General features: G+C 73.1%; 18 protein-coding genes and 1 pseudogene. 4 read left to right on the top strand and 15 right to left on the bottom strand.

Features of this window, described 5'->3' with window-relative positions:
* Positions 1–8 precede the first annotated feature (8 nt).
* From B7R87_RS02620 to B7R87_RS02605, 4 genes are read right to left on the bottom strand one after another with little or no spacing between them, the layout of a single operon-like run.
* Positions 9–1,220 carry an ABC transporter permease gene (locus tag B7R87_RS02620; protein WP_006350643.1) on the bottom strand — a complete coding sequence of 404 codons (1,212 nt, stop codon included), beginning with the start codon at positions 1,218–1,220 and terminating at the stop codon, positions 9–11.
* Positions 1,217–1,984, bottom strand: coding sequence for an ABC transporter ATP-binding protein (locus B7R87_RS02615; RefSeq protein WP_006350644.1), 768 nt, complete (start codon positions 1,982–1,984; stop codon positions 1,217–1,219). Before B7R87_RS02615 ends, B7R87_RS02620 begins: the two co-directional genes overlap by 4 nt.
* Positions 1,981–3,042, bottom strand: coding sequence for a peptidoglycan-binding protein (locus B7R87_RS02610; RefSeq protein ID WP_006350645.1), 1,062 nt, complete (start codon positions 3,040–3,042; stop codon positions 1,981–1,983). The genes B7R87_RS02615 and B7R87_RS02610 overlap by 4 nt, the downstream gene beginning before the upstream one ends.
* On the bottom strand, positions 3,043–3,693 hold the full coding sequence (locus tag B7R87_RS02605) for a hypothetical protein (RefSeq protein ID WP_006350646.1): 651 nt from the start codon (positions 3,691–3,693) through the stop codon (positions 3,043–3,045). It lies immediately after the preceding gene.
* A 134-nt stretch (positions 3,694–3,827) separates the two neighbouring features.
* Between B7R87_RS02605 and B7R87_RS02600 the strand changes: the two genes are divergently transcribed.
* From B7R87_RS02600 to B7R87_RS02590, 3 genes are read left to right on the top strand one after another with little or no spacing between them, the layout of a single operon-like run.
* Positions 3,828–4,517 carry a response regulator transcription factor gene (locus B7R87_RS02600; protein ID WP_006350647.1) on the top strand — a complete coding sequence of 230 codons (690 nt, stop codon included), beginning with the start codon at positions 3,828–3,830 and terminating at the stop codon, positions 4,515–4,517.
* The gene (locus B7R87_RS02595) at positions 4,514–5,992 is read left to right on the top strand and encodes a sensor histidine kinase (protein WP_006350648.1); all 1,479 of its coding nucleotides are present in this window, start codon (positions 4,514–4,516) and stop codon (positions 5,990–5,992) included. The genes B7R87_RS02600 and B7R87_RS02595 overlap by 4 nt, the downstream gene beginning before the upstream one ends.
* Entirely contained in the window at positions 5,989–6,525 is a 537-nt protein-coding gene (locus tag B7R87_RS02590; RefSeq protein ID WP_006350649.1) for a hypothetical protein, read from the top strand. Before B7R87_RS02595 ends, B7R87_RS02590 begins: the two co-directional genes overlap by 4 nt.
* Positions 6,526–6,625: 100 nt before the next feature.
* Here B7R87_RS02590 and metG read toward each other — a convergent pair whose 3' ends face one another.
* The 8 genes and pseudogenes from metG to B7R87_RS02550 all read right to left on the bottom strand — a co-directional run bounded on the left by metG (position 6,626) and on the right by B7R87_RS02550 (position 17,464).
* Positions 6,626–8,332, bottom strand: a complete 1,707-nt coding sequence (metG, locus tag B7R87_RS02585; RefSeq protein WP_040916937.1) for a methionine--tRNA ligase — start codon at positions 8,330–8,332, stop codon at positions 6,626–6,628.
* Positions 8,333–8,820: 488 nt separating this feature from the next.
* Positions 8,821–9,843: pseudogene (locus B7R87_RS02580) on the bottom strand (methyltransferase domain-containing protein); the annotation flags it as partial.
* A gap of 84 nt (positions 9,844–9,927) precedes the next feature.
* Positions 9,928–11,178, bottom strand: coding sequence for a vWA domain-containing protein (locus B7R87_RS02575; protein ID WP_006350651.1), 1,251 nt, complete (start codon positions 11,176–11,178; stop codon positions 9,928–9,930).
* Complete coding sequence (locus B7R87_RS02570; RefSeq protein WP_006350652.1) at positions 11,175–12,452, bottom strand: AAA family ATPase; 1,278 nt, start codon at positions 12,450–12,452, stop codon at positions 11,175–11,177. Before B7R87_RS02570 ends, B7R87_RS02575 begins: the two co-directional genes overlap by 4 nt.
* A gap of 172 nt (positions 12,453–12,624) precedes the next feature.
* A complete protein-coding gene (locus B7R87_RS02565; RefSeq protein ID WP_006350653.1) occupies positions 12,625–14,025 on the bottom strand; it encodes a hypothetical protein in 1,401 nt (466 codons plus the stop codon).
* A 304-nt stretch (positions 14,026–14,329) separates the two neighbouring features.
* The gene (locus B7R87_RS02560) at positions 14,330–15,628 is read right to left on the bottom strand and encodes an RNA polymerase sigma factor (RefSeq protein WP_130585258.1); all 1,299 of its coding nucleotides are present in this window, start codon (positions 15,626–15,628) and stop codon (positions 14,330–14,332) included.
* 29 nt (positions 15,629–15,657) lie between these two features.
* The gene (locus B7R87_RS02555) at positions 15,658–16,077 is read right to left on the bottom strand and encodes a YciI family protein (RefSeq protein ID WP_006350656.1); all 420 of its coding nucleotides are present in this window, start codon (positions 16,075–16,077) and stop codon (positions 15,658–15,660) included.
* A 199-nt stretch (positions 16,078–16,276) separates the two neighbouring features.
* A complete protein-coding gene (locus tag B7R87_RS02550) occupies positions 16,277–17,464 on the bottom strand; it encodes an alpha/beta hydrolase family protein (RefSeq protein ID WP_006350657.1) in 1,188 nt (395 codons plus the stop codon).
* 400 nt (positions 17,465–17,864) lie between these two features.
* Here B7R87_RS02550 and B7R87_RS02545 point away from each other — a divergent pair, with 400 nt between their 5' ends.
* On the top strand, positions 17,865–18,644 hold the full coding sequence (locus B7R87_RS02545) for a L,D-transpeptidase family protein (RefSeq protein WP_130585257.1): 780 nt from the start codon (positions 17,865–17,867) through the stop codon (positions 18,642–18,644).
* A gap of 32 nt (positions 18,645–18,676) precedes the next feature.
* Here B7R87_RS02545 and B7R87_RS02540 read toward each other — a convergent pair whose 3' ends face one another.
* The 3 genes from B7R87_RS02540 to B7R87_RS02530 are packed head-to-tail and all read right to left on the bottom strand — an operon-like array spanning position 18,677 to position 21,493.
* On the bottom strand, positions 18,677–19,894 hold the full coding sequence (locus tag B7R87_RS02540; RefSeq protein ID WP_006350659.1) for a cytochrome P450: 1,218 nt from the start codon (positions 19,892–19,894) through the stop codon (positions 18,677–18,679).
* Positions 19,895–19,908: 14 nt separating this feature from the next.
* The gene (locus B7R87_RS02535) at positions 19,909–21,294 is read right to left on the bottom strand and encodes an NAD(P)/FAD-dependent oxidoreductase (protein WP_006350660.1); all 1,386 of its coding nucleotides are present in this window, start codon (positions 21,292–21,294) and stop codon (positions 19,909–19,911) included.
* A complete protein-coding gene (locus tag B7R87_RS02530; RefSeq protein ID WP_006350661.1) occupies positions 21,284–21,493 on the bottom strand; it encodes a ferredoxin in 210 nt (69 codons plus the stop codon). Before B7R87_RS02530 ends, B7R87_RS02535 begins: the two co-directional genes overlap by 11 nt.
* Positions 21,494–21,611: the final 118 nt, after the last annotated feature.

Raw genomic sequence — 21,611 nt, 5'->3', positions numbered from 1 at the left:
ACGTGTTCTCAGGAGGCGTTGAGGGCGACCGTGGGGTGCAGCCTCGACGCCCGTACCGCCGGATAGAGACCCGCCAGCACACCGATGAACAGCGTCGCCGCGAACCCGCCCGCCACGGACCACACCGGCACCACGGCGGTCCAGCCCTGGACGAAGGCGAAACCGAACGTGGCCGCCGTGCCGAGGGCCGCGCCCGCCGCACCGCCGAGCGCCGACAGCAGCAGGGACTCGGTGAGGAACTGCAGCCGGATCGCGTTCCTGGTGGCGCCGAGCGCCCGGCGCAGCCCGATCTCCCGGCGCCGCTCCAGGACCGAGACGACCATGGTGTTGGCCACGCCGACCCCGCCGACCAGCAGCGCCACCGCCCCCAGACCGAGCATCAGCGTGGTCAGACCCCGGTCGGTGGCCGCCTTCGCCGCCAGGGCGTCCGAGGGACGGGAGACCTTGACGGCCCCCGGTTCGCCGGGGCTGACCGTACGGGCCAGCACTGCCCGCACCTCGTCGACCGTCTCGTCGGGGGAGCGTTCGAAGACCGTGGTCGGCCGCCCGTCGAAGCGGAGGTACTTCTCGGCGGCCGGGAAACCCACCAGTGCCACCCGGTCCAGGGTCGGCACCAGCTCCACCGGCCGCAGGATGCCGACCACGACGACGTCCACGTCGTCCATCACGATCCGCTCGCCGGGCGCGGTCACCCCCAGCCGGCGGGCGGCGACCGAACCGAGCACGGTCACGGGCAGCCGCTCGTTGGCCCGGTTCAGCCAGACGCCCTCGCCGATCCGGGCGTTGAGGGCGGTCAGCAGATCCGTCCGGGCCGCCTGGGCGGTGACCCCGGGCGTCCGCTCCTCCGGTACGACGTCGCTGCGCCGGACCCTGACGTCGAGATCGCCCGTCGCCGTGGCGTGCTGGACGGGGCCGATCCGTTCGACCATCGCCACTGCCGACTTAGGGAGCTGCGCGGGTTTGCCCTGCACGTTCTCGCCCGCCTCCACGGTCAGCAGATTGGTGCCCAGCCGGTCCAGCCGGGCCATCAGATCCGCCTTGCTGGAGTGGGAGAGGCCGACCACCGCGACCATGGTGGCGATCCCGATCGCGATCCCGAGGGCCGACAGGACCACCCGGGCGCGGCGGGCCCGCAGCCCGACGGCGCCCAGGCCGAGGATGTCGCGGAGCGGCAGCCGGGAGGGCCGGAGCCGGGGCCGCCCGCGGTCCGGAGCGCTCATCGGGGGACCACCTCTCCGCTACGGACGTCCTCCCCGGTGCGGATGTCTTCCCCGCTACGGGCGTTCTCCCCGGTACGGACGTCGGACACGACGGCACCGTCCCGGAACCGGACCCGGCGCGGCAGCGAGTCCGCGATCTCCTGGTCGTGCGTGATCACGCAGATCGTGGTGCCCGCCGCGTTCAGCTCGTGCAGCAGCTCCATCACGACCTGCCCGGAGGCGGAGTCCAGGGCGCCGGTCGGCTCGTCCGCGAGCAGCAGCTCCGGGCCGCCGACCAGCGCCCGGGCGATGGCGACGCGCTGTTTCTCACCGCCGGACAGCTCCGCGGGCCGGTGCCCCAGTCGGTGGCCGAGGCCGACCTGTTCCAGGGTTTCCCGGGCCCGGTCGCGCCGCCGGGCCCGCGGGACGCCCGCGTACAGCAGGCCGTCCGCGACGTTGTCGACGGCATCACGGCCCGCCGCCAGATGGAAGTGCTGGAACACGAAGCCGATACGGCGGGCGCGCAGGGCGGACAACTGGGCGTCGGACAGGGCGCCCACGTCGTATCCGGCGACCCTGACCGTGCCCGCGGTGGGCGCGTCGAGGGTGCCGATGACGTTCAGCACCGTCGATTTGCCGGAGCCCGAAGGGCCGACGATCGCGACGAGTTCGCCCTGATGCACGGTGAGGTCCACGCCGCGCAGGGCCTGCACCCCGCCCGCGTACTCCTTGACGACGCCGCGCAGTTCCACCACGGGCGCCGGACCCGACGAGACGGCGCTCATTCCGCGGCCACCCCGACCTTCAGTCCTTCCTTGACGAGCGGCCCGCTGACCTCGATCCGGCCGTCCGCCGTCATCCCGGTCTCCACCCGCACCATCCGGGTCGTTCCGCCTTCCACCAGCTGGAGGCCGTAGCCGCCGTCCGTACCGCGCAGGGCGACGATCGCCTCCACGGGGACCGTCAGGACGTTCTCCCGGCTCTCGCTGACGAACTTCACACTCGCGCTCCGTGTCGTGTCCTCGCGGGAGACGCCGGAGGCGCCGCCGTTCAGGGTGATCTCCACGGTGATGCCGTTCTCCGGCGTGCCCTCACCGGTCTCCTCCGGACGGACCGTCCCGGCCACCTTGCCCTTCCGGACGGCACCGCCGGGCAGGGTGACCTCCACCCTGGTGCCGGGCGCGGTCAGCGACACATCGGCCGGTTCGAGCTGCGCCCGGACCACGGGCCTGGTGGAAGCCACCGTGAGGACGGGCGTGTCCGGTCCCACCTGGTCGGCGAGGGCCGCATCGGCCCGGACGACGGTCACCTCGCCGGGCTGGAACACGACGTCCCCCTTGCCGACCCGGCCGGTCGGTGTCCGGTTGAGCGACTTCTGCCACTCCTTGACCGCGGCCGCCGTCGCCTCGTCGTACCGGGGGTCGACATAGATCCCGGCGCCCCGGCCGAGCGCGACGAGATTCCGCTCCAGCTGGAGGACGTCGCTGCCCCGGTCGCCCGGCTTCATCTCGCGAAACGCCGGGACCGGGCCGTACAGCAGGCTGACCGGCTTGTCGTCCAGCTCGTACAGGGCTTCGCCGCGGGTGACCCGGGAGCCCTCCCGGGCCGCGACCGTCACCGTCCCCGGCACCGCGGACTTCACCGGACGGCGCTGGGCGAAGTCGATCTTTCCGTCGACGGTGGTGGACAGGACGAGGTCGGCCCGGGTGATCGTGGTCGTGGCGGGCGGCTGCTTCCCCCGGCCGCCGTCGGCGCCGGAGTCGCCGCCGTACGCCAGGAAACCCGCTCCCAGCGCCGCGGCCGCCACGGCACCGGCGGTGAGGACTGCGGTACGACGCCTCATCTACTGCATCCCGTCCAGGCCTTCGAGCAGCTTGCCCTTGCACGCCTCACGGGCCCGCTCGTAGGCCGGCGACTCGACGTCGAGCTGCGGGTTCACCGGGTTCGGGTCACCGCCGGGCATCACCCCGCCGCCGGACATGACCGGATTGGTGAACTTGCTGACGCCGTTGTCGCGCATACAGACGGCGTGCGCCAGCATCGACTCGTAGTCCTTCTGCTTGTCGCGCTTCGGCTCCAGATTCATGGCGGCCAGCAGCTCGGGCCCGCAGACGCCGTTGCGGCCGCCCTTGGTGTCGGAGCCGTCCCCCTTCGGATCCCTCACCTTGTTGATCTTGGACCAGTCGAGATAGCCGCTCAGCTTCGGATCGGGGAAGTCCTGGGAACCGCCCTTGGTCCGCATGCAGCGGACGTACACCATCTGCGCGTCGTAGAAGGCGCTCTTGCCCTCGGCTGCGGTCGGTGCGGTGCTCGGCTTCCCGGCGGGCGCCGCGTCCGGAGCGGTCGCTTCGGGTACGGAGGCGACCTCGTCGGAACCGTGGTCGCGGACTCCTTCGCCGCCGCCGCAGGCGGCCGCGAGGGAGAGCAGGGGAGCGGCGGCGAGCGCGGCGAACCGGCGCCGGGCGGTGCCGCGGGAGGTGGTACGGATCGTCATTCGGACCACCGTCGGCCGCCCGTATGGTGACCGGTCCATCGCCGCATGATGAACACGTAACAATGCGCGCGAACCCCTGCCGGACCTTCTCCGCCGGGTCTGAACAGGGAAAACCGTCGCGCATAATCGGCTCCATGCCCCATGTACTGCTGATCGAGGACGACGTTTCCGTGCGCGACGGCATGGAGCTGGTGCTCCGCCGCCACGGCTACGACGTCTCCACGGCCGCCACCGGGGAGGCCGCCCTCGCCCTGCTGGCCGACCCGGCGGGCCCGGCCGCCGAACTCGCCGTACTGGACCTGATGCTGCCCGGAATGGACGGCTTCGAGGTATGCCGTCGGCTACGGGCAGGCGGTTCCACCCTGCCGGTGATCATGCTGACGGCGCGCGGCGACGACAGCGACATCGTGCACGGTCTGGAGGCGGGCGCCGACGACTACGTGGTCAAACCGGTGACCGCCGCCGTCCTGGAGGCCAGGATCCGTGCCGCGCTGCGCCGGGCCGAACCGTCCCGGTCGGCCCAGGGCGAGGACCACGCCGGACTCGGCATCGACCGGGCCGGGCTGACCGTCGTCAAACGCGGGACCGCCATCGCCCTGCCGCCCACCGAGCTGCGGCTGCTCCTCGAACTCTCCGCGTCCCCGGGCCGGGTCTTCAGCCGCGAACAGCTGCTGGAATCCGTCTGGGACCACGACTTCCTCGGCGACTCACGGCTGGTGGACGCCGCGGTCGGCAGACTCCGCGCCAAAATCGAGGACCTGCCCGCCCGGCCGCGCTACATCCAGACGGTACGGGGCTTCGGCTACCGTTTCGGGCCGGTGTGACCGTGCTCCGTCCCACCCTGCGGGCCCTGCGCCGCCTCGGCGGACTCCGTACCCGGCTCGTCGTCGCCTTCGTCCTGATCGCCCTGGTCAGCGGGGTCACCGCCACCGCGCTCGCGTACCGCGAATCCCGCAACGCCGTGCTGGAACGGAAACAGGACGCGGTCCAGACGGAGTTCAGGAACCGTGTCGAGCAGGCCGTCGCGGACTTCGACGTCCCCGCCGACGAGGTCTCCCTCAGTGGGTTCGCGCGCCGCATTGCCGAGGGGCTCGGAGACGACACCCTGGTCGTGGCCCGGTACCGGACCCTGACGGCCGCGTCCGACCGGTCCGCCGACCGGACCCGGATCACCCCCGACCTGCTCCAGCGGGTGCAGAACCACAACGGAATGAGCCTCCAGCGCGTGGAGTGGCGCGGCAGCCCCTATCTCGCCGTCGGCACCCCCGTCACCCTCGATGCCACCGACCCCGGCACCCCGGAGGCGCCTTCCGGTCTGGAGGTCTTCGCCGTCACCTCCCTGCAGGCGGAGCTGGACGCCACGACGGGCGTCGCCGACGCGGTACGCGACGGGATCCTGCCCGTCGTCCTGCTCGCCGCCGTCCTCGGCCTGCTGGCCGCCGGAACCGTGCTCCGTCCGGTACGCGAACTGGGGCGGGCCACCCGGCGGCATGCGGCCGGCGACTACACCTCCCGGGTCCGGGTGCGCGGCCGGGACGAGCTGGCCGATCTGGCGAGGGACTTCAACAAGGCGGCGAGCGCCCTGGAAGCGTCCATCGACGAACTCCGCGCCCAGGACGAACGGGCGAAACGGTTCGTCGCCGATGTGTCGCACGAACTGCGCACCCCGCTCGCCGCGATGACGATGGTCGCCACCGTCCTCGACGAGGACGCGTCCTCCCTGCCGCCGGACACCGCCCACGCCGCCCGTACGGTCAGCGCCGAGACCGCCCGGCTCGCCCGGCTCGTCGACGATCTGATGGAGATGTCCCGCTTCGACTCCGGCGCGGCACGGCTCAACCTCGCCGGGACCGATCTCGCGGAGGCCGTCCGTGCCACGCTCGCCCTGCGGAACTGGACCGACCGGGTGGAGACCGTACTCCCGCCCGGAATCACGGCCCGGATCGACCGGCGGCGCGTCGATGTGATCGTCGCCAATCTCGTCGGCAACGCGCTCCGGCACGGCGCCCCGCCCGTGACCGTCACCCTGAGCGCCGGTCCCGCGGGCGACACGGTCACCGTCGAGGTCACCGACCGCGGCCCCGGCCTGCCGCCCGAAGCCCTCGACCACGTCTTCGACCGCTTCTACAAGGCCGACGCGGCACGCACCCGCTCCGAGGGCAGCGGACTGGGCACCGCCATCGCCCTGGAGAACGCCCGGCTGCACGGCGGCACCGTCGAAGCGGCCAACCGGCCCGGGGGCGGAGCGGTGTTCACCCTGCGGCTGCCCCGTCGCCCCGCCCCCGAGGAGACCCCATGAAACCGCCGCGCCGGACCGTGGCGCTGACGGCGACGGTCCTGACCGCGGCCCTCCTCACGGGCTGCGGGGTCCGCCCCACCGGTGTACTCGACGGCGGGGAGTCCGTCGGCGGGCTCACCACCGGCCACCGCCTCTACTTCGTCTCCCAGCAGGGGCGGCTGGAGGCGGTCCCCCGCCCCGCGACCAGGAACGAGAGCGTCGAGGACCCCAACGGTGTCATCAAGGGCCTGCTGGTGGGACCGAACAAGCCGGAAACCGAGGCCGGGCTCACCACGCTGGTGGGGGCCGACGACTACAGCCTCCGCATCGGCGCCAAGCTCAGCAACGGCCAGGTGTACGTGAGCGTCCCCCACATCACCCTCTCCTTGAGCTCGGTCGAGGACCGGAATCTGCTGGGACAGCTGGTGTGCAGCATCGCCCGCTCGCGCGCCGTCCTCAGCGGCGGAAAGGTCCGTACCGACGCCGTCCGGGTCACCGTGCAGACGGGCGACGGCCGGTCGAAGAAGTACGGCTGCGCGGAGCTGATGGGCTGAGGACCGGCGCCGTCCGCCCTCCGTTACGGCCCCGGCCCGGAGCGCGGAAACACGGGAGCCGCCGGCCCGTCCGGACCGGCGGCTCCCGCGCTCCGTCTGCCTACTGGGCGCCGAAGCGCTCGCGCCAGGCCTCCAGGTCCTCATCGGTGATCTTGGCGAAGAGCACCGGGGGAACGGTGAACGCGGTCCCGGCGGGCACCGCGGACAGCGCCCGGGCCTCGTCGGCGCTCACCCACGTCGCATCGTCCCCGGCCAGCTCGAACGCTTCGCGCATGGCCCGCGCGGACGACGGGATGAAGGGCTCGGACACCACCGCGTACAGGTGGATCAGGTTCATCGCGGTCCGCAGGGTCAGCGCCGCGGCCTCCGGATCGGCCTTGATCTCCAGCCAGGGGGCCTTCTCCTCCAGATAGGAGTTGCCCGCGCTCCACAGCGCCCGCAGCGCCTGCGTCGCCTTGCGGAACTGGCGCGCCTCCAGCTGCCCCTCGTACTCGGCGAGCAGCCGGGCGATCTCCTCGCCCAGCGCCTGCTCGGGCGCGCCCGCCGCCTTCCCCTCGGGAACGGCGTCGCCGAACCGCTTGCGGGAGAAGGACAGCACCCGGTTGACGAAGTTGCCGAGGGTGTCCGCCAGGTCCTTGTTGACGGACGAGGCGAACAGCTCCCAGGTGAACGAGGTGTCGTCCGACTCGGGGGCGTGCGCCAGCAGGAAGTAGCGCCAGTAGTCGGCGGGCAGCAGCTCCAGCGCGGCGTCGGTGAAGACGCCCCGCTGCTGCGACGTGGAGAACTTGCCGCCGTAGTAGTTCAGCCAGTTGAAGGCCTTGACGTGGTCGACCCGCTTCCACGGCTCGCGGGTGCCGATCTGGCTGGCCGGGAACATGACCGTGTGGAACGGGACGTTGTCCTTGGCCATGAACTGGGTGTACTGGACGTCGGACGCCTCGTACCACCACGACTTCCAGTCGCGGGTCTCCGGCTCCAGGTCCGCCCACTCCTTCGTCGCCCCGATGTACTCGATGGGGGCGTCGAACCAGACGTAGAAGACCTTGCCCTCGGCGGCCAGCTCGGGCCAGGTGTCCGCCGGGACCGGAACACCCCAGTCCAGATCGCGGGTGATCGACCGGTCGTGCAGGCCCTCGGTCAGCCACTTGCGGGCGATGGAGGAAGCCAGATGCGGCCAGTCGCCGCTGCACTCGTCGATCCACGCCTCGACCTCGCCGTCCAGCTTCGACTGGAGGAGGAAGAGGTGCTTGGTCTCCCGGACCTCCAGCTCGCTGCTGCCGCTGATCGCGGAGCGCGGCTCGATGAGGTCGGTCGGGTCGAGGACCCGGGTGCAGTTCTCGCACTGGTCGCCGCGGGCCTTGTCGTAACCGCAGTACGGGCAGGTGCCGACGATATAGCGGTCCGGAAGGAACCGGTCGTCGGCGATGGAGAAGACCTGCCGGATCGCACGCTCCTCGATGAAACCGTTCTCGTGGAGCTTGCGGGCGAAGTGCTGGGTGATCTCTCGGTTCTGCTCGGATGAGCTGCGGCCGAAGTAGTCGAACCGGAGCCCGAAGCCGTCGTAGATCGCCTTCTGCGCGTCGTGCTGCTGCGCACAGAACTCGGCCACCGGCAGCCCGGCATCCTTGGCGGCCAGCTCGGCCGGGGTACCGTGCTCGTCCGTGGCGCAGATGTAGAGGGCCTCGTGACCGCGCTGCCGCAGATAACGGGCGTATACATCCGCCGGGAGCATGGACCCGACCATGTTCCCCAGGTGCTTGATCCCGTTGATATAGGGAAGCGCGCTGGTGATCAAGTGCCGAGTCATCGTTGGATGCTCCCAGTGTCTACCGCCGCGGGCCCGGTGGCCGCACGGGCAATGGAGTCGATTGCGAGGCCCGTCACCGCACACCGGTCGCACACGGAGCGTGACGGTATGGTCCTGCAGGCCGATTGCATCCTATCCAATGCGTACCCCCTGGCCCGACCGCGTTTCCGTGCCCGCCGCGGGGTCCGGTGTGAGCGGATGCGTAGTCGATCTCCGAGACCTCCCTCAACGGATCAGCAGATCCGGTACGGGATCGGAGCCGGGCCATCGACGCCGATCACTGGAGTACGAGGCTGTCCCGGATCACCTTGCCGCCGGAGCGCAGGGCTGCTCTGAGTTCGCCGTGCGGCTTGTGCGCCAGGTCGGGAAGGCCGGGGTCGGAGGCGATGAGCGCGGCCTGGTTGTAGACGGCCGACGCCAGACCCTGGTCGGCCTTCCGTACGGCGGTGTCGGCCGGATCGACCAGCGCTGGGCGGTGAGTCCGTGCGGGCGACCGTCGCGGCCAGCTCGTCGCTGCCGGGGCCGTGGCCGATGACGCCGAACTCCCAGAGCTTGCCGCCCTCCGGGGTCCTCTTCTCCAGCAGCCGCCGGGCCAGGTAGGTGACGGCTCCCTTCTCGACGGCCGCGGTGGACGAGGGGTAGGGGTCCTCGGTCAGCAGGCCGCCCTTGGCGCTCTGGGGGAAGAGCATGCGGATCAGTCCGGAGGGCAGAGAGCAGGTGAGGAACAGCTCCATCCATTCCGGTGACTCCATGGCGCGGACCGTCACCCCGGTCCACTCCTCGGTGCGCGGCTGCTCCAGAACGCGGGCGAGGGCGTCCGCGCCGGTGTCGATGTACTGGCCGGCGGGGGCCTGGAGCCGGACGGTGGAGTCGGCGCTGAGCGGGACGACACGGCGGTCGTCGTCGGCGATGCCGCGCCGGAGCGGCATGAAGGTGTTCATCTCACTGCCGAGGGAGACTCACCGGCCGTCGCGCTGTTCGTACGCGATGATCCGGTCGTACGGTGCTCCCTCCGCGTATCCGAGGGCCCCGTCCCTGGTCACGGCCTCGGCATTGGTGATCCCGGCTGCGGCGAGGTGGGCGCGGGCGCCCTCCACGAGGTCGTCATCGACATCAAGGGTGGTGACGTGTCCGGCCTCACCGACCAGGTGCGCGAGAAGTGCGGCGTTGTAGCCGCTTCCGGCGCCGAGTTCCAGGACGCGGTCGCCGGGCCGGAGGTCGACCTGGTCCAGCATGAGGGCGACGACCCCCGGCTGGGAGGCGCACGAGATGGAGGTGCCTTCGGTGTCGTACTTGATGTGCACCGGCGCGTTGGCGTAGGCGTCTTCGAGTGACGCCTCGGGCACGAACACATGGCGCGGGACGGCCCGCAGGGCGTTCTCGACGGCTGCGGTGCGGGCGTGTCCGTTCGCCCGGATCCGGTCGACCAGGGCGTTCCGGAGGCGCTCGGCATCCGCAGAGTCGGTGGTGATCGTGTCGGTGTTCACCGCGCCGACGCTATCGACGTCCGCAGCCGCTCGAAGGGGACGGTCCGCGCCGACAGCCGGTGTCGGTTCGCCGGGCCCTCGCGCCGTGCGGGCGGCGTTGCGACGGACTCATACCGGGCCGATCCTCACCACCCGTGCCCAGTCGGGCGGGTGGACCGGCGTGTAGTACGGATCGTCCTCGGCCCCGCCGCTCCGGGCGAACAGCCCCACCACCGTCCGGCACCCCGGGGGTGACGACGGCCATGGGGTCTGGCCGTCCGTCAGGGCGACGACCACATCCGGTCGCGGATACGCGGACAGCGCCGCGGCGAAGCCGGTCCGCAGATCCGTGCCCCCGCCGCCGACCAGCGGAAGGCCCTCCGCCTCGCACAGGGGGTGGGCGATCCGGGCCGCCGCGTCGCAGGACACCACCGTCACCAGGTCTCGGCGGCCGCCCAGGGTCCGGACGATCGCCGAGACTTCGAGCAGGGCGCTGCCCAGTTCGGCGTCGCTGACCGAACCCGAGGTGTCGACGATCACCGAGACCCGGGGCGGCCGGTGCCGGATGCTCGGCAGCACCACCCCGGGGAGGCCCGCCGAGCGGCGCGCGGGCCGGCCGTAGGTGTAGTCCTCCCCGACCCCGGGGCCGGATGCCGCCGAGCGGACGGCCGAGCCCAGCAGCTCCCGCCACGGCTGCGGCGGATGGAACGCCTCCTCGGCCCAGCGCCGCCAGGAGCGCGGGGCCGGGCCGGGCCGGCCATTGATGCCCTCCGCCACCCGGAACCGGACCGCGTCCCGCTCGTGCGGGGCGAGGCCGTCCGCGCCGTCGGGCCCCAGTTCCCACTCACGGTCGAGGCCGTCGGAGCCGCTGCCGCAGTCCAGCCAGACGAGCCGTTCGTCCACCGCCCCGAGCCCGAACTGCCGTACGTACTCCTCCATCAGCTGCCCTTCCGGCAGCCGCAGCATCCGGGGCTGCACGGCGTCCTCGGGGCAGGGGAGTTCGTCGTCGAAGGTGTCGTCGTTGATCTCGAAGTCCGCTGCGATGTTCATCCGCAGCCGGTCGCCCCGGCCGGTCAGCCCCTTCTGCCGGGCAAGCCGTTCGCCGCGGCCGTGGTGGTCCCGGAGCAGGTGGGAGACCTCGTGGACCCAGACCGCCGCCAGTTCCAGCGGCGAACTTCGGGCCACGTACGCCGGGGAGACATAGCACCGCCAATAGCGGTCGACGGCCATCGTCGACACCCGCCGTTCCTCCACCACATGCAGCGCGAACAGGGCGGTCGCGAGATAGGGCCGTACCCGGGCCGCGTGCAGCCGGGCGGCGTACAGCTTCTCCCGGTCGAGGACCGCCGGGGCGTCCGGTCCCGCCTGCGTCGCCCTCATCGGCGGGCCGTGGACGCCGCTGCCGTGCCCGCGGCGCGATCGGCCCGCCGGGAGAGCGACACCACCTCCGCCAGCCGTTCGACGGTCTCCGGTACGTCCCAGTCGTCCCGGCGCTGGGCGGCCAGAGTGGTCGCGGGGACCACCACGAGATCCGGGGCCCCGGTCTCCAGCGCGCGGGCCAGCACCGCCCAGGCCGCGTTCCAGCGCTCCCGTTCCGGCCGGTTGCGGACCGCCGCGACCACCCCGTCGAGCACCGCGCGCCGCAGATCGCCCCGCTCCGGCAGTACGGCTCCGGCCGGGTCGGCCAGCAGGTCCTCGGGGTCCGGCAGGTCCATCCGGTCGAGCCCGGCCAGCAGTTCCAGTCCGGGCCCGTCGCCCACCGCGCCCCTGACCAGCAGGGACAGGACATCCCGCGAGGATCCGGCCGCCTTGGCGAAGGCGATCAGCCGCAGCGCCGACTCCCAGCTCCGGGGCGAGGGCCAGGCACCGCTCTGCCGGACCCCGTCCCCGGGCATCCGGTGGACCAGCTCGGGCCGGGCGGTCAGCAGCCCGCAGACCGCGCGCCGCGCATGGTCCACGGCCTCCGGCAGACCGTCGCGTCGCAGCGGGGGCAGCGTGATCCGCGGCCACACCCCGCCCATTCCGCGTATCACCACCTCGTGGTCGTGCACCCACTGGAGATGGACGAACCGGTTGGCGAGCGGCGGGCTCAGCTCCCAGCCGCCCGCGGCGGACGAGCGGGGGTTGGCCGCAGCCACGATCCGCACCCCCGGCGGCAGTTGGAGGGCGCCGATCCGCCGCTCCAGCACCAGCCGGAGCAGGGCCGCCTGCACCGCCGGGGGCGCGGTGGAGAGCTCGTCGAGGAAGAGCAGTCCCCGGCCCGCCCGGACCAGCCTGACGGCCCAGTCCGGCGGGGCCATCGGCACACCCTGAACGGCGGGATCGTCCCCGACGACCGGCAATCCGGCGAAGTCCGAAGGCTCGTGGACGCTGGCGATCACCGTGGTCAGCGGCAGTCCGAGATGCTCGGCGAGCCCGTTGAGAGCGGCGGTCTTGCCGATCCCCGGCTCACCCCAGAGCAGTACGGGCAGATCCGCGGCGACGGCCAGGGCCAGCGCCTCCAGCTGATCGTCCCTACGGGGCTCGGTCGTGGAGTCGCGCAGCAGCGAAAGGAGTTCGCCTGCGACAGCGAGCCCGGTGTCCTCGGGACCGTGATCCGGAGTGGTGCCCCGGGCGGGCGGTGCGGCCGGGAGGGGCGGGGTGAGAACGGTCATCTTCGATCACCTTGGAGTGTGTGGGGAGGCGGAGTCCGGGGGCACCGGGTATCGGCCGGGCATCGGGAGACTGCCTGCAAGGAAGGGGAAAAGGGTGCAAAAGGGGCGCGCTGCGGGTGTGTTCGAGCAGCCCGCTGCGGTGGTGAATCGGGTGAGGACCCGGCCGCTGAGGTCAGCGGCGGCTGTGTCCGCGGGGCCGGAATCTGCTGCGGCTGAGGCCGCGGCCGTGGACATGGGAGGGGTCGCCCTTGGGCGCGTGGTCCGCCGGCCCCGCCCGGAACAGGCCGTGGTCGATCCGCCGTTCCGCGGCCGTCAGCAGGGTGTCCCGCAGCGGACCGTGGCGCGGCAGCGCTTCGGGCCCCAGCAGATCCCGTACCACGGCCAGTGCCCCGTCGACGTCGCCGTGGTTCAGCCGTTCACGGACGTCATCCAGGCAGTGGGGGCTGCGATACGCCTCGTCGACGGCCCGCAGACAGGGCAGTGGCGGGCCCTCCAGGGCGGCCAGCAGCTCCTCCCGGCGGATTTCGGCCGCGTCGTGGTCCAGCGGTTTCAGTACGCCGTCGACCAGACCGATCCGGTGCAGTTCGCCCCGGCACTCCACGAGCCGTGCCCGCTCCGCGGCATCGGCCATGACCGCCCGACGGGTGGATGCGTGCCCCGGTACGAGCGCTGCGGCGACCAGCGGGTGCAGTTGTTCGGCTTCGACCAGCCCGGCCCGCAGCAACTCCACGTCGGGAGGCACCCGGACGGCCGCTTCGGGCAGGACCGGCAGCCCGGTCGCCCGCCGCCCCGCCACGGCGATCCGGCTTCCGGCCGGTGTCCCCGGAAGCGCACCGGCTTCCGGCCGGAGCACCAGCCGCCGCCGGGCGCCGAGCCGTACGACAACGGGCCCCGGCGGCAGACCGTCGGCGTGCAGCAGCAGCGCCGCGTCTTCGGCCCACCGGTGGGCGGCGCCGAGGAGTTCCGCCGGTACGAGCCCCTGCGGAACGGCCGCCCGGGGCGCTGCCCGGGGTGTGCCGCCGGGCCCGGAACCGCCCCGGCTCCGCAGCTCGCCGGACCGGTCCGCCGCCCAGAGGTGACGGTGCAGGTCGAAACGGAACCGCGGATGGGGCCGGGGATGCGGATCACGGCCGGTACCGGTCCGGGACGACGGGTCCCAGAGCGCCAGACCGATCCGCTGCCCGGCGTCCGCCCAGGCGGGCGGGGTGCGGGCCACCAGATACAGCGGTGAAGTGCCGTCGCGGGCCGCGGCGCCGTACCGGGCGAGCGCCATGGTGAGTCCCGGACGCAGCAGCCCGTCGGGAGCGATCCGCGGCATGTGCCAGCGCAGCAGATCGGGCGCGAGCCGACGGAGATCGGCACGCAGACGAGCCGTCAGTTCCCCGCCGTAGTCGCGGGTCACATCGGGCATGCGGAAGTCGACGTCGAAACCGGCAGCGGCACAGGAGCCCGCCCAGTCACCGGCAGCGCGGCGGGCGGTAGCAGTTTCGATCATGGAGGGCGGTACGGCGAATTCACGTACGCGCCGCCAGAGGGAGAGCCGGGTTTCCTCGTACGCGGTCTCGGTGAGCATCAGCACTCACCTTGCGCGGACGGGGCCCCCAATCTGCGGAGGGAGGAAGTATTCATCACGGCGGAGCGTACCCCGTGACCCACTCCGGTAGCCAGGGGCTTTGCCCGGGAGGCCCCCCTGCCGCCTGCCCGATACCGGGCCATGAACAAACCGCTTGCGGCCGTTCCGTCCCGGCGGGGGCGAGTCGGCCCCGTGGTCGGCGGGTTCGGCCGGATGTCCGCGGCCGTGCCCGGACCTGATGGAGACGGCCCCGGTGTGCCTGGTCGGCGGCGGCGCGGGGCCCGCCACAGACCCGGTCCGTCCGTCACCCCGCACCCTCGTCCAGGTCCGCGAGCTTCCGCTCCAGTACGGCCCGTTCGCGCTCGTTCCCGCAGAGTGCCGCCGCCCGCTCCAGCTCCCCCCGCGCCTCCGCGAGCCGCCCCAGCCGGGTCAGCAACTCGCCCCGGACCGCGGGCAGCAGTCGTGAATGCGCCAGGGAACCTTCCGCCACCAGCCCGTCCACGACGGCCAGCGCCTCGGTGGGGCCCCGTGCCATGGAGAGGGCGACCGCGCGGTTGAGGTCGACCACCGGGGAGGGCGCCAGACTGCCCAGGGCCTCGTACAGCAGCACGATCCGGTCCCAGTCGGTCGCCTCGACCGACGGCGCCACCGCATGGCATTCGGCGATCGCGGCCTGGAGCCCGTAGAAGCCCAGGCCCCGGCCCGACCGGGCGGCCCGGGAGAGCGCCGCGCGGCCGCGGCGGATCGCGGACCGGTCCCAGCGCCGCCGGTCCTGCCGTTCCAGCAGCACCGGATCGCCGTCCGGCCCCACCCGGGCCGGGAAGCGCGCCGCGGTCAGCTCCAGCAGTGCGAGCAGCCCGTTCACCTCCGGCTCGCCGGGGATCAGCCGGCTCAGCACCCGCGCCAGCCGCTGCGCCTCACTCGCCAGGTCGAGCCGGAGCACCGCACCGCCCGCACTGGCCGACGAACCCTCGGTGAAGATCAGATAGAGCACGTTCAGCACCGGCCCCAGCCGCTCCCGGCGCTCCTCGGCCGGCGGCACCGCGAACGGCACACCGGACGCCTGCAGCGTCTTCTTCGCCCGGGTGATCCGCGCCTGCACGGTGGCCGTCGGGACCAGGAAGGCCCGGGCGATCTCGTCGCTGGTCAGCCCGCCCACCACCCGCAGCGTGAGCGCGACCCCCGCCTCCCGCGACAGCACGGGATGGCAGGAGACGAACATCAGCGCGAGGACGTCGTCGTCGACCCGGTCCGGATCCCAGAGCACGTCCCCGCCGGTCGCGTGCCCGCCGGCCGGGTCACCGCCCGTCGCCGCGCCGCCCTCGCCGAGCTGGTGGGCGAGGGCGGCGTACCGCTCGTCGAGCGCCCGCCGGCGGCGGAAGGCGTCGATCGCCCGCCGCCGCCCCACGGTCAGCAGCCACCCCGCCGGATGCCGGGGCACCCCGTCCCGCGGCCAGGTCACCAGCGCTTCGGCCAGTGCCTCCTGCGCGAGATCCTCGGCCAGCGCGAAATCACCGGTCCAGCGCGCGAGCGCGCCGGTGATGCGCGCCGACTCGATGCGCCAGACCGCGGCGACGGCGTCCCGGCCGGTGGGGTCGGCCATGGTGGTGCGCTCCGTTCAGCGGCGGGTGCTCAGAGCTGTCCGGTGGCCTCGCGCCACGTCCGCTCCTTGCGGATCCACTCGTTGTCCTGCGGGAACTCGTCGATGGAGGTGATCCGGCGGATCTCGGTCTTGAACCCGGCACCCGTCATCGGCGAGCGCTTGGCCCACTCGACGGCCTCCTCCTTCGAGGCCACGTTGAGGATGTAGAACCCGCCGAACAGCTCCTTCGTCTCCCCGTAGGGACCGTCGGTGACCAGGGGCGGTTCGGTGGAGTAGTCGACCACGACCCCGTCGGCGGCGGAGTCGAGTCCCTCGGCCGCGACCAGCACCCCGGCGCGGATCATCTCGTCGTTGTACCGGCCGACGGTCCCCATGACCTCGTCGAAGTCGGCGTTCACCATCGTCGCCAAGGCCTCGTCGTCGGCCCGCATGATCAGCATGTACTTCATGGTCCCGCTCCCTGCGTCGTCGGATCCGTGGTCCGGACCCTCTCATCCGTAGGTCGAACGGGGGCCGCCCCGGATCGACACGAGCGCCGCTCCACTTTTCCGGCCGACTGTAACCCCGGTACGGCACCCGGCCGGGCGCCGCGCCGGAGGGCGCCGCACCCGGCCGGGCCGGAGACACAGCCGTCGGCTGCCGTACGGATCAGGGAGCGTGGAACACGACCTCCGGGTGGGCGGCGGTCGGCCCGTTCAGCACCGGGCGGGGCGCCCCCTTGAGATGCCGGTCGAAGAAGGCCGCCGCGTAGGTGCGGTTGATCCGGGACATCCGGTCGCCCGGCAGCGTGCCCGGCGCGCGCGGCGCCCCCAGCGCGTCCGTGAGGACCGGCAGATCACTGAAGTCACCGTGACCGCTGCCCCGTACGGACAGCCAGCGCTTCCAGCCGGACAGCTGCCGCCAGCCCTCGTCCCAGGATGCGTCACCGCTGCCCGGCCCGCTGTCTCCGGCGCCCAGCAGCAGGAACGGCCGCCCGTCCAGACCGCCGGCCGGAATCGGGATGAAGAAGCTGCCGTCCATATTGATGCCCGCGTCCACCCGGGCGTCCGTCGCCATCGTGTGCGCGGCCGACGCGCCACCGATGGAGTGACCCGCCATCCCGATCTTCCGGGCGTCGATCGTCCCGGAGTGCTTCCACACGGAACGCGGCCCGGTCAGCCGGTCGAGGAGGTACGAGACGTCCTTCGCCCGCTCCCTGGTGACATCCGCGTACGAGATCTCCCCGTTCTCCGCCTTGACGCACGCCACGCACGGCAGCACACCCCGGCCGGGGAACGCGCTGGCCGCGGACTCGTAGGCGTGGTCCACGGACGCCACCACATAGCCGCGGGAGGCCAGATCCTCCGCGAGATGCGTCTGGGACGACCGGGGCGCGCCGAAACCGGGCGAGAGCACGACCAGCGGGAACTTCCCGTGCACCGGCCGGGCCTCCTGCCGCGCCCAGGACCGGGTGGCCGCCAGCGGCCCCTCGCTGCCGGGCGGAATCGCCTCCGGCCCCAGGTGCTCGGCCAGCGCCCGGGCCTCGTCGAGCGTCACATACGGCCGGGCGCCGCCGCCCGTACCGGCGGCGGCCGGATAGTGCAGGGTTGCCAGGGTCTGCCGCGCCCCTGCCTCCGGCACCCACGGGTCGGGCCGCCCGGGCTGCGTCAGCCGCAGTGTCGAAACGCCGACGGTGTGCGGCCCGGTCGGCCGCGGCAGCTCCACCTTCCGGGCGGCCGCCTCCCGGGCCACCGGGGCGGATTCGGCCGCGGGTGCCGCCACGGCGGTCTGTACGAGGGGGAGCGTCACGGCCAGGGCGAGCAGTGCGGCCACCGGACCGCGTCGGTTCGAGATCATGCTCCGGACGGTAGGCCGGTCACCCCCTTTTGATCATCATCTCCGGGGCCGAACCCCGTACCCCGCGGGTCCCATTCCCACCATGCGCCGCCTCCGACCTGCGGTCGACCGGATTCGACCGCACGGATGACAACGCGAACCGCCGGGAACCCGTCCGAGCCGCCCCACGCCCCGCCGCGGGGGGCCGCCGACTGCCGCAATTCCAAGGATCAACACGAGTGTTGACACCGCATCACTTCCTTCCGGGGTACGGGCTCCGCTCCGGGGAGGCAACCCGGAGCGGACCCCACCCGGTTCCCCCTCTGCGGGAGCAGCCCTTCCGTACGAGATCCGACGACCACCCGGGCATGCGACCGCCCGGACCGTCCCGTCCCCACCCCGGAAAGCAGCAAGAGCCGCCATGAACCCGACACCCGATTCCCCGCGTACCCGCCGCGCCGCCCTCGCCCTCGGCGCCGCGGCCCTCCTGTCCGCCTGCTCGGCGGAGGAGAAGGGCCGCTCCGGCGACCGGAATCCGCCCGGACCCGGACCCGGAGCCGCGGCACCGGACTCCCCGCCGTCGCCCGCTGCCGCGGCGGCCCGGCGCCCGGCGGACATACCCGGCCTCGGCCCCCGCACGCGGGCGACCATCGGCGCCCGTACCCGTCAGGCCCTCGTGGTCACCGGCGAATCCGCCGATTCGAACGTCTGCCGCGCCGTCCTCTACGAACGCCACCCGGCCCTCGGCTGGCGCGCCGCCTCCGCCGTCTGGCCCGCCCGCAACGGCCACCGCGGCTGGAGCGGCCACCATCTGCAGGGCGATCTGCGCAGCCCCGTCGGCACCTTCACGCTCACCGACGCGGGCGGCCGGCTGCCCGACCCCGGCACCGAACTCCCGTACCACCGCGACCCGATCTACACCCTCGGTGGCCGCAACTTCGAGGGCGAACCCAAGGCCGGCGCCTTCGACTACGTCGTCGCCGTCGACTACAACCGCTACCCGGGCCGCACCCCCTCGGACTGGGGACGCCCCCTCGGCACCCGCAGGGGCGGCGGGATCTGGGTCCACATCGGCCACGGCGGCGGCACCGAGGGCTGCATCGGGCTGCCGCGCGACCGGATGCAGGAACTCCTGCGCGCCCTGCGCCGCGCCGCCCGGCCGGTGATCGTGATGGGCCCGGCCGACGCGCTGGCCCGCTGAGCCGCGGGCCGCCGCCCGTCGCCATTGCGCCGTCAGCGCCGGACCAGCAGATGCCTCGGACCGCGCAGCACCGGGCTCCGCCGGTACGGCGGGGGGTCCTCGACCGGGTGGGCGTCCTCCCCGAGCCGGGCCAGCAGCGCGGTCAGCGCGATCCGGGCCTCGACCCGGGCCAGTGGCGCCCCGAAGCAGCTGTGGACACCGCTGCCGAAGCCCAGATGCTGGTTGTCCCGGCGGACCGGGTCGAACCGGTCGGGCTCGGGAAACCGCAGCGGATCGCGGTTGGCCGCGGCCAGGACCAGGATCAGCGGCGCTCCCCGGGGCACGGTCACCCCCGCCACCTCGATGTCGGTCAGCGGACTGCGCTGGGGGAGGAGCTGCACCGGCGGCTCGTACCGCAGCAGTTCCTCCACCGCCGACGGCATCAGCCCGGGGTCGTTCCGCAGCCGGGCCGCCGCCTCGGGATACCGCATCAGGGTCAGCGCCCCGTTGGTGATGAGGTTGACGGTCGTCTCGTGCCCGGCGATCAGCAGCAGTACGGCGGTGGACTTCAGCTCCTCGTGACTGAACGCACCCTCGGGACCGGGATCGCCGACCAGCGCTGACAGCAGATCGTCCGACGGGTGGTCGCGCCGGGACGCGGCGAGATCACCCAGGTAGTCCGCCATGTCGCGGCCCGCTTCCCGGCCGCGCCGCCGTTTGACCGCGGGGTCCTCGTCCGGAGCGAAGTCCAGGCTCGCGATCATGATGTCGGTCCACTGCCGGAGCTGTCCCATGTCCCCGGACGGGATGCCCAGCAGCCGTCCGATCACCGTGACGGGCAGCGGATAGGCGAAGTCGTCGACGAGATCGACCTCTTCCCTGCCGTCGAAGCCGTCGATCAGCTCCCCGGCGATCCGGGCGATATCGTCCTGGAGGGCGTCGATCCGGCCGGGCGAATGGGGCGGCCCGAACGGACGCATCGCGATCCCGCGGAGCCGTTCGTGCTCGGGGTCGTCGAGTCCGATGAAAGCGGGAACCAGACCGGCCGCTTCCTCCCTCAGCAGCTCCTCGTCGGCATCGGCGCGGCTGAGCGCATCGGAGCTGATCCGCGGATCGTGGAGCAGCTGGACGACTTCGTCGTAGGTGCCCACGAGGTACGAGCCGTCCTCCTGGCGCGCCACGCCGTGCTCACGGAGTTCGGTGTAGAGCGGATAGGGGTCCGCGCGGGCGGCGTAGTCGGTGATGCGCCGGAACAGGGTTTCGCTCGACATGGCAGGCTCCTCGTTCAGTCCGCCCGGACCACGGTGATGTGCCGGTCCGGGTGGTGCCCGGTGAGGGCGACCGTCGGGCCGTGGGACAGCAGACGCGGATCGGGTACGTCGGAGGGCACGGGCACCGGGTCCCCGCGCCGGTCGGCGGCGTCCGGCGGGGGCGGAAAGGGCGCCGCGGTCTCGATCATGCGCAGATAGTGCTCCAGCCATTTGGCACGGTTGACGGCGACCGCCGCCGTGACCCGTCCCCGGTAGCCGTAGACCGCGACCATCCGGCCCTCCTCCGGCGACCCCTGGGCGATCACGACCCGGTCGGAGTACGTCGGCACCCCGACCGACTTGATGTTCAGACCGAACTGGGCCGACCAGAATGCGGGCACCGTCAGATGGGGGCGGCGGCGCGGCCCCGGGCTCACCATGTTGTGCGCCGCGACCTCGGCCTGGGCGACGGCGTTGCCCCAGTGCTCCAGCGACAGCATCTGGTAGCCGAACAGCGGATGCGGGAACCGCGCCACATCACCGGCGACGAACACGTCGTCCGTGACGATTCCGTACATGTCGAAGGCCCGGCAGCCCGCGTCGCAGGCCACGCCCCTCGGGCCGGCCGCCAGACCGGAGCCGTCGAGCCACTCGGTGTTCCGCACCGCGCCCAGACAGACCACCGCGACGTCCGCCGTGACCCGGGAGCCGTCGGACAGCCGGGCACCGCTGAGCCTGCCGCCGCTCCCTTCCAGCGCGGTGACGGTCACCCCGCAGCGGAGGTCGACGCCGTGGGCCCGCTGCACCTCGGCCGCGAACGTCCCCAGCACCCCGCCCAGGGCGCCGACCAAGGGGGCCGGACCCCGCTCCACGACGGTGACGTCGAGACCGCGTTCCCGGCAGGCGGAGGCGATCTCGGACCCGGTGAACCCGGCTCCGATCACCAGCACGCGGCGCGGCTCGGCGTCCAGCCGTGCCGCGAGCCCCGCGGCGTCCTGCGCGGTCCGGAGGGTCAGCACCCCGTCGAGTGCGGCCTCCTCGGCGACCGGCCAGGGGCGGGCGCGGGTCCCCGTCGCGATCAGCAGCCGGTCGTACGGCAGCCGGCCGCCGTCGGCGAGCAGCACCTGCCGGTGCAGGGGATCCACTCCGGCGGCCCGCACCCCGAGCCGCCACTCCGCGTCGACCGGCCTGCACGCGGGCAGCCCCGCGTCATGGGCCGCGGCCTCGCCGAGGAGTACCTGCTTGGAGAGCGGAGGGCGGTCGTACGGGAACTCCGGCTCTTCCCCGACGAGCGTGAGCCGCCCGTCGAAACCGCTGTCCCGCAGCGCCTCGGCCGCCCGCAGTCCGGCGAGGGAGGCGCCGACGACGACCACGCGCCGTACCGAGCCGTCGATCCGGGGCAGCGGGCGCTCAGTCGACATCCGCACCCGCTGCGGGCCCGGCGGCGATCGCCTGCACCGGACAGGCGGCGACCGCCCGGCCGACCCGTTCCCGCTGGTCGTCGGGGACCCGGGGGCGATAGCCGAGCGCCTCGTCACCGCGGAGGAAGAAGACCTCCGGGGCGAGGAAGGCGCACTGGGCGTACCCCTGGCACCGGTTCAGATCCACCACGATCCGCATTCCGCCTCCGACCCGCCGCTCGCACCGCAGTGCACCGCACTGCCTACCGTCCTACGCGCTGCCGGGGCGGCCCGCAGCCGGAGCGGGACGTGCGGGTGACGCGCCGGACCCCGGCCGC

The sequence above is a fragment of the Streptomyces tsukubensis genome (assembly GCF_003932715.1).
Taxonomy (GTDB): Bacteria; Actinomycetota; Actinomycetes; order Streptomycetales; family Streptomycetaceae; genus Streptomyces; species Streptomyces tsukubensis.
This window is presented reverse-complemented; position numbering and strand designations above follow the sequence as displayed.

Coding starts and splice junctions, on each gene's coding strand:
- B7R87_RS02620 (WP_006350643.1), bottom strand. CDS start 1,220: ATGAGCGCTCCGGACCGCGGGCGGCCCCGGCTCCGGCCCTCCCGGCTG.
- B7R87_RS02615 (WP_006350644.1), bottom strand. CDS start 1,984: ATGAGCGCCGTCTCGTCGGGTCCGGCGCCCGTGGTGGAACTGCGCGGC.
- B7R87_RS02610 (WP_006350645.1), bottom strand. CDS start 3,042: ATGAGGCGTCGTACCGCAGTCCTCACCGCCGGTGCCGTGGCGGCCGCG.
- B7R87_RS02605 (WP_006350646.1), bottom strand. CDS start 3,693: ATGACGATCCGTACCACCTCCCGCGGCACCGCCCGGCGCCGGTTCGCC.
- B7R87_RS02600 (WP_006350647.1), top strand. CDS start 3,828: ATGCCCCATGTACTGCTGATCGAGGACGACGTTTCCGTGCGCGACGGC.
- B7R87_RS02590 (WP_006350649.1), top strand. CDS start 5,989: ATGAAACCGCCGCGCCGGACCGTGGCGCTGACGGCGACGGTCCTGACC.
- metG (WP_040916937.1), bottom strand. CDS start 8,332: ATGACTCGGCACTTGATCACCAGCGCGCTTCCCTATATCAACGGGATC.
- B7R87_RS02575 (WP_006350651.1), bottom strand. CDS start 11,178: ATGAGGGCGACGCAGGCGGGACCGGACGCCCCGGCGGTCCTCGACCGG.
- B7R87_RS02570 (WP_006350652.1), bottom strand. CDS start 12,452: ATGACCGTTCTCACCCCGCCCCTCCCGGCCGCACCGCCCGCCCGGGGC.
- B7R87_RS02565 (WP_006350653.1), bottom strand. CDS start 14,025: ATGCTCACCGAGACCGCGTACGAGGAAACCCGGCTCTCCCTCTGGCGG.
- B7R87_RS02560 (WP_130585258.1), bottom strand. CDS start 15,628: ATGGCCGACCCCACCGGCCGGGACGCCGTCGCCGCGGTCTGGCGCATC.
- B7R87_RS02555 (WP_006350656.1), bottom strand. CDS start 16,077: ATGAAGTACATGCTGATCATGCGGGCCGACGACGAGGCCTTGGCGACG.
- B7R87_RS02550 (WP_006350657.1), bottom strand. CDS start 17,464: ATGATCTCGAACCGACGCGGTCCGGTGGCCGCACTGCTCGCCCTGGCC.
- B7R87_RS02545 (WP_130585257.1), top strand. CDS start 17,865: ATGAACCCGACACCCGATTCCCCGCGTACCCGCCGCGCCGCCCTCGCC.
- B7R87_RS02540 (WP_006350659.1), bottom strand. CDS start 19,894: ATGTCGAGCGAAACCCTGTTCCGGCGCATCACCGACTACGCCGCCCGC.
- B7R87_RS02535 (WP_006350660.1), bottom strand. CDS start 21,294: ATGTCGACTGAGCGCCCGCTGCCCCGGATCGACGGCTCGGTACGGCGC.
- B7R87_RS02530 (WP_006350661.1), bottom strand. CDS start 21,493: ATGCGGATCGTGGTGGATCTGAACCGGTGCCAGGGGTACGCCCAGTGC.